The organism is Rhodohalobacter sp. SW132, assembly GCF_003390325.1.
In the GTDB taxonomy this organism is placed as follows: Bacteria; Bacteroidota; Rhodothermia; order Balneolales; family Balneolaceae; genus SW132.
Genome location: NZ_QUOK01000001.1, coordinates 798,239 through 812,314 on the forward strand (window position 1 = coordinate 798,239; position 14,076 = coordinate 812,314).

Genomic DNA, 14,076 nt, shown 5'->3' on the forward strand with positions numbered 1-14,076 from the left:
TATCAAAGCCGACTTCCTCTTTGCAATAAAAGAATATAGGGTGGATCAAATCAATATAAAACTATTCTTGAAAAAATAGCCTGATGCTAAGAATGAATGATATATTGAAATTTCGCAAGAAACGGGTTTAAAAAAGAAGGGAAAGGTTCGATCTTAAATGTATGGACAAAGAAAGCAGAAATATTCAGAATATACTGAATTATAACCGAATAGAAGGTGCTATACGGTATATCAGAACTCATTTCAGGGATCAGCCAACTCTCGAGGCCATTGCTTCAAGTGTTCATCTGAGCCCGCACCATTTCCAGCGAATCTTTACAGAGTGGGCAGGAACCAGCCCAAAAAAGTTTTTAAAATATGTAACAGCCGATTATACCAAAGAGATATTGAGAGAAAACCGGCAGCTATCACTTTTTGAAGCAGCCGGAAAAGCGGGCTTATCAGGAACCGGCCGCCTGCACGATCTGTTTGTTTCGATTGATGGTATGACACCCGCAGAATTTCGGGATGGCGGAAAAAACCTCGGAATCAACTACAGCTTTAATTCAACCCGTTTTGGGAATGTGCTGGTGGCATCTACGGGGCGAGGGATCTGCCACCTTTCCTTTACTCAAAATGAATCGTCATCCTTAAAAAAACTGAAAGCCTGCTTTCCAAAAGCAGCATATTCACAACAAACAGATATCTGTCAAGAGCGCGCTCTTACAATATTCCGTCGGTCGGATTCTTCTCTGGATACTTTGAAACTACACTTAAGAGGCACTGACTTTCAAATAAAAGTGTGGTCGGCACTGCTGAACATCCCATCCGGAATTCTGACCACCTATGGTGATATAGCAAAACAGGCCGGGAATCCGGGCGCGTCACGTGCAGTGGGTAGCGCCGTTGGCAAAAATCCCGTTGCCTATATCATCCCCTGCCATCGTGTGATCCGTTCCTCGGGAGATATCAGCGGATACCGGTGGGGAAGCGACAGAAAGAGAGTGATGATTGGCTGGGAAGCTGCCCAGGCAGATCAGAATTGAACTCTGCCCGAAAAGATCAAATATTTGTGTACGGCATAAACCGTCATATTTTCAAACTCATCTCATCATAAAGAGTGGCCCACTCCTGGTTAATCAGTACCGGTATACATGTATCCCCGAAATACAACGCTGCCAGGAAGTTACGCAGCAGAAGATATAAAGCTGATTTATTTATTGGGCTGGTGACACACGATTTCTTTACCCAAAAAAATATTCATTCTGATCCTGATAATAAATATCGATTTTCAGCGTACATTATCGCTTAACTTAGTTTGTTCTTTACATATCAGTCAAAAATATGTAAGATATATAACTCAATACGACTAAATAATTTACTATTACATATAAAGAATGAAATTTTTTAAAAGCAAATCTGAAAAACTACTTGAACGGAGAAAAGCCATTGTAGCCAACGGTGTTGGAGTTTTTAATACTGCTACAGTGAAGTCGGCCAAAGGGGCTACAATTATAGATTCAGACGGGAAGGAGTGGATCGATTTTGCCGGTGGTATTGGGGTGGTAAACGCCGGTCACTGTCCGAAATCTGTAGTGAAGGCCATACAGGATCAGGCGGCAAAGTATATCCACACCAGTTTTAATGTGGTTACGTATGAGCCCTACATTGAGCTTTGTGAAAAACTGGCTGAAATTCTACCGCACGGGGAAGAGACCAAAGCAATGCTTGTAAGCACAGGTGCAGAGGCGGTGGAAAACGCCATTAAAATTGCGCGCCAGGCTACGAAACGTCAGGCTGTTGTGTGTTACACCGGTGCGTTTCACGGCCGGACCATGATGGCGATGACCCTGACCAGTAAGATTGATTATAAGCTGAATTGCGGCCCGTTTGCTCCGGAAGTATATCGCCTGCCATTTCCCAACTACTACCGGTACAACCAAAGAGGGGATTTGGATCAGTTTGTGGAGTGGGAATTGAAGCGTCTGCACGAAAGCATGCGGAATATGGTGGACCCGGCTAACGTAGCTGCCATCATTATGGAGCCCATACAGGGAGAAGGGGGTATCAATCCTGCACCTGAAAAGTATCTGAAAGGACTGCGAAAATTTTGCGACGACCATGGCATTTTGCTGATTTTTGATGAAGTTCAGAGCGGATTTGGCCGAACCGGGAACTGGGCGAGCTGGCAGAACTACAGGGTCACACCCGATATCTCCACGTATGCAAAATCATTAGGTTCAGGGATGCCAATTGCCGCTATTCTGGGGAAAGCTGACGTGATGGATGCTGCTGCGCCCGGAACCATCGGCGGAACCTACATCGGGAACCCCGTATGCTGCGCTGCCGCTCTTGCCACCATTGCCTATATGGAAGAGATCGACCTGAATAAAAAAGGCATTAAAGTGGGCATATACACCCGGAACAGGCTTAAAAAGCTACAGGAAAAATGTCCGCAGATTGGCGACGTGAGAGGGCTTGGCGCCTTTCTTGCCGTTGAGTTTGTCAAAAACGGAGACCCCCGGCAACCCGATGGTGAGCTGACGGGTAAAATCGTAAAAGCCTGTGCAGAGCGCGGACTCGTTTTACTAAGCGCGGGAACACACAAAAATGTGCTTCGAATTCTGTCTCCGCTGGTAATTAGTGATGAACAGCTCGATCAGGGACTTAGCATCTTAGAAGAAGAAACGTTGAAAGCCTGCGGGATAGAATTATGAAACCATTTGCAATTGCCGGTGTTCAAATGAAGGTGTTCGCTACCCAGTCGAACGTGGAAATGATGAAGGTGAAGCTGGATATTCTGATGAATCTCTATCCCTGGGTGGAGATGGTGGTATTCAGCGAACTTTGTGCCTACGGCCCCCTTATTCATACTGCTCAGGAAATTGATGGCCCTTTCGAGCTCGAAATGAAGAGAATGGCCAAAAAGCACGGTATCTGGCTCCTCCCCGGATCTATCTTTGAAAAAAGAGGAGATGATGTTTACAACACGGCTACCGTCTATAATCCTGAAGGTGAGGTGGTCACACGGTACAGCAAAATGTTTCCATTTTATCCGTATGAGGTGGGTGTTAAGCCGGGCAGTGAATTTTGTGTGTTCGAAGTTCCGGATGTAGGAAAATTTGGTGTTTCCATATGCTACGATATGTGGTTTCCGGAAACCGTTCGCACCCTTACCGTGATGGGCGCGGAGGTGATTCTACATCCCACGCTTACAGGCACCATCGACCGGGAAATTGAACTCTCTATTGCCAGGGCATCAGCCGCCACAAACCAGTGTTACTTTTTTGATATAAACGGGCTGGAATCAGGAGGCAGCGGGCGTTCCATCATTTGCGGACCGGATGGGAGAATTCTTTACCAGGCCGATTCCACTGAGGAGTTTATTCCCATTGAAGTGAATATGGAAAAAGTGAAGCGCAGCCGTGAGCTGGGGCTGTTGCGGTTGGGTCAGCCCCTAAAAAGCTTCCGGGACCACATAGGAGATTTTACAATTTACAAGGAAGGAGCGGATCGTTCCTACCTCGATTCACTCGGCCCGCTTATTAAACCGAACCGCGTGGATGAATTGGCAAAATTGAAAATGCAGGAAAAAAATCTGGAGTCTCATGAATCCGGAACGGAATACAAGCGGAATTTGGGTGATGAGGTGTAAGATGTTAATTGTTTGGAGTTGTTTGAGGAGAATGACATCCCCTCTCGAAAGGGGAAATGTACAGACTCGATACGACGAAGTCGTGATTGGGTCAAACGAGGGGTGTGTTCGATGGGACCAAAAGCCTAACTCTAATTGGAAAGCCAAAACAACGTCTGGAAAACACCCCTGATTCTCAAAACAGTCCGCCAGTTGGCGGATTCTTTTTCAAATCTGTCCCCTCTCAAGAGGGGATGTTCTTTTACTTCAAAATGTCGAATCCTCAAACAATCCATCAAGAACCAACAATTTTTTAAAAGCCTAAAACCCACACACAAAACTGTAACCATCTTGTTATAACCCGTCCACCCAAAAAAATCCAAAGCCGATGACAGCCACTAAACTGAGCAGTACTCATCATTTTAATGTTATCCAACTGCGAATTGATTTATGGAACCAGCTTCGGACTCAGCTTCAATTTTATCAGAAAGAGGAGAACAAAGATATTGATTCAGAGAGTAACAAGAGCGTTTCTGAAATTCTTGATGACCTTGCCGTTATTGAACAGTATTACTCTTTTCCAGGGAAAAAAAGGGTTGTGAAACTACAGGAGTTTCTTAAAAACGAGGAATTTTATACAGCCTCTGCAAGGGTCAACGAAATTGTACGTCAGCTTGTAAGCGAATCATATCGAAGTAATCCCCGGCTGATTAAGGACGATTCCGAGGATGAGAATTCCGGCAACGAAAGTTCTTATCAGAAGCGCAAAAGCGGTAATAAGAATCACTTTGAAGTTCTTTTTCTGGATAATCTGTCGCGCCAGGAAGAGACGGCGATGAGATCCAAAATGGCTGAACTTAGTGAAGATGATGAACATCTTTCATACGATGTGGTTGTGCAGCGTTCATTTCAGGATGCGCTCATCGCCCTGCTGTTAAACTACAACATTCAGGCGGTAGTTATTCGGTATGCTCCACCATACGCTTCAAATAATATTGAATCACTCCTTAAACCATTCCTGGGATATATTCACGACCTCGATTTTTCGACTTTTTCTGAAGAGGACCTGGGCCCGATTCTGGGCAAAATAATTAAGCAGTTCCGCCCTGAGCTGGATATCTACTATGTGACAGATACTGCCCTTTTACAGCTTAAAGATTCAACTGTGAAAAATTTCCGAAGGATCTTTTATCGAAAGGATGATATCCAGGAGCTGCACCTGGCCATTCTTCGGGGAATCCGTGAGCGATATAAAACACCCTTTTTCACGGCTCTTAAGGAGTACAGTCAAAAACCGGTTGGGGTTTTCCACGCGATGCCCATCTCCCGCGGAAATTCAGTTTTCAAATCACGATGGATCCGGGATTTCGGTCAGTTTTACGGACGTAATCTCTGCCTGGCCGAAACGTCTTCCACAACCGGAGGGCTAGACTCTCTCCTTCAGCCAACCGGTTCGCTGAAGGAAGCACAAATGATGGCATCAAAGGCATACGGATCCAAATGCACCTTTTTTGTAACCAATGGCACATCGACCTCCAACAAAATTGTACAGCAGGCGCTGGTTGAACCGGGAGACCTGGTGCTGATTGACCGCGACTGCCATAAATCACACCATTACGGGCTGGTACTTGCCGGGGCTCTTCCGGTCTACCTGGATTCCTATCCCATTGAAAAATACAGCATGTACGGCGCTGTTCCGCTGGAAGAGATTAAACATACTCTGCTCGAACTGAAAAAGGCCGGCAGGCTGGATAAAGTAAAAATGCTGCTGCTGACCAACTGCACATTTGACGGCCTTGTCTATAATGTGGAAAGAGTGATGGAGGAAGTTCTTGCCATCAAACCGGATATTATCTTTTTATGGGATGAAGCGTGGTTTGCTTTTGCCGGATTTACCTATACTTATAAGCAGCGCACCGGGATGTTTGTTGCCAACAAACTGTATCAAAAATACCAGTCAAAGGGATATCGCGAAAAGTATAATAATCATATTGAATCTCTGTCTGATGGTGAGCTGCCTTCGATACCCGATCCGGACAAGGTAAAGATTCGTGTATATTCCACTCAAAGTACTCATAAAACACTGTCGAGCTTTCGCCAGGGTTCCATGATCCATATCTGGGACGAAGAATACAGGCGTCTGGTGTCCGACAGCTTCCAGGAAGCCTACATGACCCACACATCCACCTCACCCAACTACCAGATCCTGGCATCGATGGATGCAGGAAGGCGGCAGGTACAGTTTGAAGGATACGAGATGGTTGAAAAAAGTATTGAGCTGGCAATGTCGATACGCGCCAAAATACATGATCATCCGCTGCTTCATAAATATTTTCGCGTGCTGACCGTCCGGGATTTTATCCCCGATCAGTATCGGAAGTCGGGTCTGGATGAATATTACACGGATGATCACGGCTGGAACCGAATGGAGGATGCGTGGGAGCACGATGAATTTGTGCTGGATCCCACAAAAATCACGCTTGCGGTTGGCCTCTCCGGAATAGACGGAGATACTTTCAAGAATGAATATCTGATGGACCAGTATAATATTCAGATTAATAAAACGTCCCGGAACTCCATTTTGTTTATGACCAGTATCGGTACCACGCGCGGAAGCGTGGCCTACCTGGTGAATACCCTGCTGCAGATTGCTGAAAAACTGGATGAGGAGTACCCGGCCCTGAATAAGAAAGAGACGGAGATTCTGCAAAAACGGATTAAATCGCTTATGGAAGATGTGCCGCCGCTTCCCGATTTCAGCTGGTTTCATTCCTCATTCCAGGCCGTCCCGGGCGTGCCGGGTGGAGATATCCGCCAGGCCTATTTTCTTTCATATAAATCTGACAATTGTGAATATATTCCCCTCAAAGAGTGTTTAAATGTTATAGAAGGTGGCAGGGAACTGGTTTCAACAACTTTTGTGATTCCCTATCCCCCGGGATTCCCGGTTCTGGTTCCCGGCCAGGTGATCAGTAAGGAGATTATCAAATTCCTGCTTGCCCTGGATGTAAAAGAGATTCACGGATACCGTCCGGAACTCGGATTGAAAGTGTTCACTGAAAAAATTCTTAATTATCAGGAAGAAATTCCTGCCCGCGCTGAAAGAATGTCGGGTGAAAAGGCATGAATATTTTTAAAGAGTGTCCCCCTTTGAAGGGGGACTTTAACCCCAATTTTTAAAAATTGATATACCAGCCAATATCTCCTGAACTCTTTAAAGAGTCCCCCCTCTCTATCCCAATAGAGAGGGCGACAGGAGGTGAGTAGCAAACCGCCGGTAAAACTCTCAACTCAATAAAGACGTGACCATGAAAGACTCAAAAAAAGAAATAAAGACACTAAAAGGCTTATCAGATATTCGACGATTTTTTCACCGAAACGAAATGCCCGTCTATTTTATCAGCGCCACAAATTTCAATCTGCTCGGCGCTGATGAGTGGATTAAGAGTTTCAAGTTCATCTGCTACATTGAGTGTTTCGACGGGCAGCATCCCAATGTGTTTTCTCCGGATGAAGAGGTACCTCACGAAGAGTTCGAAAGTATTGAGGATATCAACAATTACCTTCTTGAGCATAAGGAGGTTGTGGATTATATCAAAAGCCGAAAGCAGAATGGAAAAGCGGGAAAGGCAATGTTTTTGATGTTTGATGAAAAAACGGAAAAGCTGGCCAAAAAGAACGGCCTGGAAGTCTGCTTTCCACCTGCAAAAATGCGGACATTTATGGACAACAAAGTGAACACCAACCGGATTGCCGAAAGAGCCGGTGTTGCCTGTGTACCGTATGTGCTATCGAGTGTCAAGAATTACGATCACATGCGGGAAGTTTCAAAAAAACTGGGGAATGACCTCGTTATTCAAACTCCATTTGGCGATTCCGGACACACCACCTTTTTTATCTCCAATGAAGAAGAGTTTAAGAAACACGAAGATGAGATCATCAGGGAAAAAGAGGTGAAAATCATGAAGCGGATTAACTGCCGGGGAGCCGCAATTGAGGCTTGCGTTACACGGCACGGTACGATTGTGGCACCATTAATGACAGAGCTGGTAGGCTTTCCGGAACTGACTCCCTACAAAGGCGGCTGGTGCGGCAACGAAATTCACGCTAACGTTTTTACCCGCGAGATTCGCCAGAAAGCCCGTGAATATACACGGCTTTTTGGCAACCAACTCCGCGAAGAAGGCTACAAAGGATATTTTGAGCTCGACTTTTTGATTGATCAGGATAACGGGGAGGTCTATCTCGGAGAGCTGAACCCAAGGATAACCGGGGCCAGCTCCATAACCAACCACGCTGTTTTTGCTCTGGCAGATGCCCCTCTTTTCCTCTTTCACCTCCTGGAATGGATGGATACCCCGTACGAGCTGAATGTAAAATCAATCAACAAAAGATGGGCACAGCCTGAAAATATCGATGACTGGAGCCAGCTTGTAATTAAGCACACCGAAGATACGGTGGAATATATTACGGAAGCACCGCCATCCGGTATCTGGAAGAAGCAGAAAGACGGCACAATTAAATATGACCGAATGGACACTCACCGCCGCGCCGTTGAAAAAGAAAATGAGGCATTTTTTCTTCGAATTACAGGGGAAGGAGATTATCTCTACGAAGGAGCTGATGTGGGAATCCTGGTAATGAGAGGCCGTCTGATGACCGATGATTTCAAACTCACCAAACGGGCCAAGAGCTGGATCACGGCCATACAGGATCAATATAAAACCACGGAACCGGCGAGTACAGAAGCTGAAAAGGAGAAAATCGCTGAGATTGCCGGGTTTAAAATGATGTAGGTTCTTCCCTAATCCTCCAAGGGTCTGAAACCCTTGGAGGGTTTTTATTAAATAGATATCCATCAATTGTTTGTAGATTACGATCAAATCATACAGCAGTACTATGTTAATTAAGATCAAATGTATTGACGAAGATAAACCCGGCAAAAAGTGGGCGAAGGTGTTTAACAGAACCTGGCCCTATTACCGGGCATGGTATCTTCAGGAGGGATTTACCTCCAGGCCGGGATATCTGAGCTGCAAAAATGCGCTGGACGAGTATATGCCGGAATTGTCGCTGATGTACGATCAGATCTGTGAGCTTGCAGGTGGCGGCGACGTGACCTCCCGGTATCTCTCTATGTGGAATCCTCCCGCTTTTATGAGCGGCTGCACACAAGTAGCATGGACCAAAAACACGCCGGCGCTAATCCGAAATTACGACTACAACCCAAAATGGTTTGAAGGCGTGATGCTGAAAAGCAACTGGCTGCAGCCGGTGATGGGCGTCGGTGATTGCAACTGGGGTCTGCTGGATGGAATGAACGGCAGCGGACTGTGCGCATCATTGAACTTTGGCGGGCGAAATGTAGTCGGTGAGGGTTTTGGTATTCCGCTGGTGATTCGCTACCTGCTCGAAACTTGTGAAAATGTTGAAGACGCAATAAGAGTATTGGAACGAATCCCGGTTCATATGGCCTATAATGTTATGCTTATGGACCGTAATGGTGAATATGCAACTCTTTTCCTGGGTCCCGACCGTAAACCAGGCCTGATCACAAAGCAGGCGTGCACCAATCACCAGGAAGATATTGAGTGGCCCGAATATGCCAGGCAAACCCAAACCATTGAACGGCAAAAGGCTGCGGAAGAGTATTTGAATGATAAAAAGATGGACCTGGACTCCATTTGCAGAAAGTTTTTACAGCCGCCACTGCACCAGTTTGATGTTAAAAAATCGTTCGGTACGTTATACAGTGCAGCCTGGTTTCCTGAGACTGGCGAAGCGAAACTGTTTTGGAAAGGAAAAGAGCTCAATCAAAAATTTGAAGAGTTTAACGAACAGCAGATTACTGTTCAAATAACCAAACAGGCCGAATCTTTGATTTATTGATATTTCGGTTACTATTTTTGCTTGAAGTTGAAAATGTAAATTTGATGATAAAAGTCCCCTCTCGAGAGGGTGTGAGGAAATACTTAATCAAAGATATCGGCCATTTATTTTTACCACGAAGACGCAAAGCCACGAGGGTACACGAAGTATAAAAAGATCAAATTACTAACCTTCGTGATTCTTCGTGTCATCGTGACTTCGTGGCCAAATAGAAGGAGTTTTTTAAATACTTGTTGATTTATTTTCTCACAGCCTTTAGAAAAGGGCATCTCTTTTATCCCGCACCAGCTGATGTTTTTCCAGTCCCGACTATTGGGGCGAGAATGAGGGGGATGTCCATCAGCAGCGACTAAAATCTTTGGACTTGGCTCATACAAAAGAGTCCATCCTTTGAATCCCTCAGAAAGCAGCGAAAGACCAAGAAAACTAACTCAACCATTTAAACCCAAATACACGCCATGGAATTCAAAAGCACCAATCCCCACAACGGCAAAGAAATAGCAACCTACAAAGAGCATACTGAAAAGGAAGTAAATGCGATTCTTGAGAAGTCGAAGGTAGCGTTTGAAACCTGGAGAGAAGTCCCGATTAAAGAGCGATGCAAGCTGCTGGTTAATGCCGCGGGCGTACTCAGAAACAATGTGGATACATATGCTGAAACCATGACCCTGGAAATGGGCAAACCGATCAGCGAGGCAAAAGGAGAGATAGAGAAATGTGCTTGGGTGTGCGAGTTTTATGCTGAAAACGCTGAACGTTTTTTGGCCGATGAGATTATTAAAACGGATGCTTCGGAGAGTTTTGTCAGTCACGATCCTATTGGAACCGTACTGGCTATAATGCCGTGGAATTTCCCTTACTGGCAGGTGTTCCGTTTCGCCGCGCCAACTCTTGCCGCAGGAAATACTGCTCTGCTGAAACATGCCTCTAACGTATTTGGATGCGCCACGCATATTGAAGAGATACTCCTGGAAGCCGGTTTTCCGGATGGCGTTTTTCAAAACCTGTTTATCCATCACGATAAATCAGAGAGCATTATTTCAAACGATATTGTAAAAGCGTTGACACTCACCGGAAGTGAGCGGGCCGGTAAATCAGTGGGTGCGCTTGCCGGGAAGTACCTGAAGAAATCAGTTCTGGAACTTGGCGGCAGCAACGCTTTTATCGTTCTGGAAGATGCAGATATGGATCAGGCCGTAAAAACCGGCATCAAAGCCCGGATGATGAACAGCGGACAGAGCTGCATCGCGGCTAAAAGATTCATCCTGGTGGGTGATGCGTACGACAAATTTCTGCCCGCTTTTATTGATGGCGTGAAGGATATCAAAAAAGGAGAACCGACAGATGATTCCACAGAAATCGGACCGCTTGCACGGAAAGACCTGGCGGATGAGGTTCATAAACAGGTTCAAAAGTCAGTTGACCAGGGAGCAAAAATTGAAACCGGCGGAAATCAGGAGAATGCTTTCTATGAGCCTACGGTACTGACCGGTGTAAAGCCGGGTATGCCGGCGTTTGATGAAGAAACCTTCGGCCCGGTCGCCGCTATTATCCGCGCCGAAGATGAGGATGAAGCATTGGAACTGGCGGCGAATTCCCAGTACGGCCTGGGGGTATCCCTCTTTACATCAGATATCGAAAACGCCCGCAGGCATATCGGAAGGGCACCTGACGGCGCATTTTTTATCAATGAACTGGTCAAATCCGATCCGCGACTGCCGTTCGGAGGCACCGGCAAATCGGGATATGGCCGGGAACTCTCCCGCGAAGGCATTCACGAGTTTGTGAATAAGAAGACGGTTTATATCAAATCAAACAAATAACCCATTTCATGTAATCCAGGAATGCGGATTGTATCAGTTGTGAACGGCATAAACACTCATATTTTCCGCATCATCAAATAAAATCACCTGGTATTCGCGATCCACGGGCTGATCCATTCCGGGAGCATTTGCCGGCATCCCTGGCGCTGAAATACCGATCGCATCTGGCCGTTCAGCGAGCATTCGCCGGATATCTTCCACCGGAACGTGGCCTTCAACCACGTAGCCGTCAACAATTGCAGTGTGGCATGATCGGAGCCTCGGGGGAATATTCATCTCGTTTTTTATGCTGTGCGGGTCATCAAGCAGTTCATCTTTCACAGTCACCCCGTTTTTCTCAAGGTAATCTGCCCAGCGCACGCAGCACATGCATCCCTCCCCATGGTACATGGTGAGTGTAATTTCACCGTCATATAATTCCGTTTCAATTGTTTCCGTATCCTGCGAACTATTCGTATCACCGGAAAACATGTAGCTCCAGAATACAAAGCTGACCAAAATTAATGCAGCGGCAAATATATAAAATGACTTGTTTTTCATAATCTCATTGAATTGGGTTAATTCATCAAAATAAGGGGAATTCGTTAGATTTATGTGAATTCCTGAAAAAAGAAATGTCTTTTAAAACAACGAAACGCTTTAGAATCAATTCTTCGTATACATCATATACATCTTAAAACTGAAAATTGTATTTCAACATAGTACTCATTAGAAGTGAAGCTTAAAATACAGTGTACGTGAAAAGAAATGGGTGCTGATTCTGTTTTCATACCCCCATAACTTTTTGGCTTATGAGGAGTGTATGTTAGGTTTTGGAGTATCCCACTTTTATCTATTTCAGAGAAATTTTCGACAATCCTATACAAGATTCAAAAGGGCTTTGCAAAACCAGGGATTTTATCATAGTTCAAGACCAGAGTGGAATCGGAACCGGAGCGTATGTACAATACGTGAGGATTTCGATTCCACGATAACGCCGAAATTTGACGAAAGCACAGTTTTGCAAAGCCCTCTTCAATTAAAGAAACAATTTATAATCATTCCTATATAAAAGGTTGTTGAATGAAAAACAAGACAGAACCGTTAAGGTAAACTAAACTAATCATTAATAATCAAACGGGAGCTAAAATGGCAATTACAAAAGTAATAGAAGTGATAGCAAGTTCAGAGAAAAGTTTTGACGATGCGACAAATAATGTCCTTAAAGAGGCGTCAAAATCGGTAAATAATATCGAATCGATCTACATTAAAGAGATGAATGCAAATGTAGAAAATAACAAAATCGTATCGTATGGTGTGAATGCAAAAGTTTCATTTAAAGTGAGCAAATGATTTGTGTTCTTCATCTAAATAGAAAGCTTTAAAATTTCCAGGCTCGGTGAGTTCTCACCGGGCTTTTTAATTTAAAAAGAGATTTTATGAAGATATATACAATTGGAGGGTACAACGAAGTTGGAAAAAACATGACCGCCATTGAGGTCAGGGATGAAATCGTCATCCTCGATATGGGATACGATATGGAAGAGCTGATTGACATGGAAAGCGAGGCTGAATCATCCGCTACGAAAAATTTGATCCACTCCGGAGTAATACCCAATGATAAAGAGATTTACCAACAGCGCGAGAAAGTAAAAGGGATTATTATTGGCCATGGCCACCTCGATCATGTTGGCGCCGTAGCTAAAATGGCCGGCTCGTATAATTGCCCGATTTTTGCCTCACCCTATACAATGAAGATCGTGGAAGAACAGATCAGGCAGGACGACAAGGGTGTAAAAAACGAAAGAGTTGTGCTGATGCCGGGAAACATTCACAATCTTACCTCGAACTTTGCCATTGAGTTTGTGAAAGTAACCCATTCAATTCCCGATACCATGCTAACTATTCTCCATACACCGGAGGGACGAGTTGCATACGGTCTCGATTTCCGGATCGACAGAAAACCTGTTTTGGGCGAGACAGTTGACTTTGACCGTCTGAATGAACTTGGCAGCGAGGGTGTAAAAGTTTTGATTGGAGATTCCACCCGTGCAGGTGATCAGGGGACAAGCTCCACCGAATCGGCTGTAAAAGAGCAGCTGTCCTATACACTCGATCAAATCTATGGGGAGCAGTCAGCCGTTGTGGTTACTACGTTTTCATCTCACATCGAACGGCTTAAAAGTATTCTGGAGGCAAATGCCGGACGGCGGAAGGTTGCCTTTATTGGCCGGTCATTAAAAGATTACACTCTGCCCGCCCGCGATCTCGGGTATATAGATTTAAAGAATGTTAAAATGGCCAGCTATCGCGATGAGGTGAATGATCTGTTTGAGAAAATTACCGAAAACAGGGAAAATTGGCTGATTGTGTGTACCGGCAATCAGGGAGAAAGCCGGTCTGTTCTCGAAAAACTTTCAAATGATCGTTATGAGTTTCGTCTTCAGGCCGGAGACCATGTTGTGTTCTCTACCTCAACCATTCCAACGCTGATTAACATGGCTGATCGGTACAGGCTGGAACGTAACTTGAAAAACAAAAAGGTAACGCTGCACATGGATATTCACGCATCAGGCCACGGGCACCGTGAGGATCTGCGTCTTCTAATACAGACACTTAAGCCGGAGATCATGATACCTGCTCACGGAGATATCCAGAAGCTTGCTGAGCACGCCACAATTGCGCAGGAAGAGGGGTACATTTTAAATCAAAATCTCTTTATATGTGAAAACGGAAACGTTCTTGAGTTTTAGTGAGGTAAGAATCAGCTTC

The 14,076-nt window shown here is 45.0% G+C and carries 10 protein-coding genes; 9 read left to right on the plus strand and 1 reads right to left on the minus strand.

Annotation, left to right across the window (positions count from 1 at the left end; translation table 11 throughout):
* The first annotated feature begins 161 nt into the window (after window positions 1-161).
* From DYD21_RS03415 to DYD21_RS03450, 7 genes are all read left to right on the plus strand, one after another.
* Entirely contained in the window at window positions 162-1,025 is an 864-nt protein-coding gene (locus tag DYD21_RS03415) for a methylated-DNA--[protein]-cysteine S-methyltransferase (RefSeq protein WP_116032374.1), read from the plus strand.
* 351 nt (window positions 1,026-1,376) lie between these two features.
* Entirely contained in the window at window positions 1,377-2,696 is a 1,320-nt protein-coding gene (locus DYD21_RS03425) for an aspartate aminotransferase family protein (protein WP_116032382.1), read from the plus strand.
* Window positions 2,693-3,634 carry a carbon-nitrogen hydrolase family protein gene (locus tag DYD21_RS03430; protein WP_116032386.1) on the plus strand — a complete coding sequence of 314 codons (942 nt, stop codon included), beginning with the start codon at window positions 2,693-2,695 and terminating at the stop codon, window positions 3,632-3,634. The genes DYD21_RS03425 and DYD21_RS03430 overlap by 4 nt, the downstream gene beginning before the upstream one ends.
* 367 nt (window positions 3,635-4,001) lie before the next feature.
* Window positions 4,002-6,740 (plus strand): aminotransferase class I/II-fold pyridoxal phosphate-dependent enzyme, encoded by a 2,739-nt coding sequence (locus DYD21_RS03435; protein WP_116032389.1) that lies wholly within the window; start codon window positions 4,002-4,004, stop codon window positions 6,738-6,740.
* Between the two features lie 181 nt (window positions 6,741-6,921).
* Window positions 6,922-8,409 carry a biotin carboxylase gene (locus tag DYD21_RS03440; RefSeq protein WP_116032392.1) on the plus strand — a complete coding sequence of 496 codons (1,488 nt, stop codon included), beginning with the start codon at window positions 6,922-6,924 and terminating at the stop codon, window positions 8,407-8,409.
* Window positions 8,410-8,512: 103 nt separating this feature from the next.
* Window positions 8,513-9,502 (plus strand): C45 family autoproteolytic acyltransferase/hydolase, encoded by a 990-nt coding sequence (locus DYD21_RS03445; RefSeq protein ID WP_116032396.1) that lies wholly within the window; start codon window positions 8,513-8,515, stop codon window positions 9,500-9,502.
* A 458-nt stretch (window positions 9,503-9,960) separates the two neighbouring features.
* Window positions 9,961-11,325: an NAD-dependent succinate-semialdehyde dehydrogenase gene (locus tag DYD21_RS03450; RefSeq protein WP_116032400.1), complete on the plus strand. Its 1,365-nt coding sequence runs from the start codon at window positions 9,961-9,963 to the stop codon at window positions 11,323-11,325.
* 33 nt (window positions 11,326-11,358) lie between these two features.
* On the opposite strand, the gene DYD21_RS03455 is transcribed toward DYD21_RS03450, so the two are convergent.
* Entirely contained in the window at window positions 11,359-11,865 is a 507-nt protein-coding gene (locus tag DYD21_RS03455; RefSeq protein WP_116032403.1) for a DUF411 domain-containing protein, read from the minus strand.
* 588 nt (window positions 11,866-12,453) lie between these two features.
* On the opposite strand from DYD21_RS03455, the gene DYD21_RS03460 reads away from it, so the two are divergent.
* Both DYD21_RS03460 and DYD21_RS03465 read left to right on the plus strand, forming a co-directional pair.
* Window positions 12,454-12,657 (plus strand): dodecin family protein, encoded by a 204-nt coding sequence (locus DYD21_RS03460; RefSeq protein WP_116032407.1) that lies wholly within the window; start codon window positions 12,454-12,456, stop codon window positions 12,655-12,657.
* 86 nt (window positions 12,658-12,743) lie between these two features.
* Window positions 12,744-14,057 (plus strand): RNase J family beta-CASP ribonuclease, encoded by a 1,314-nt coding sequence (locus DYD21_RS03465; protein WP_116032410.1) that lies wholly within the window; start codon window positions 12,744-12,746, stop codon window positions 14,055-14,057.
* Window positions 14,058-14,076: the final 19 nt, after the last annotated feature.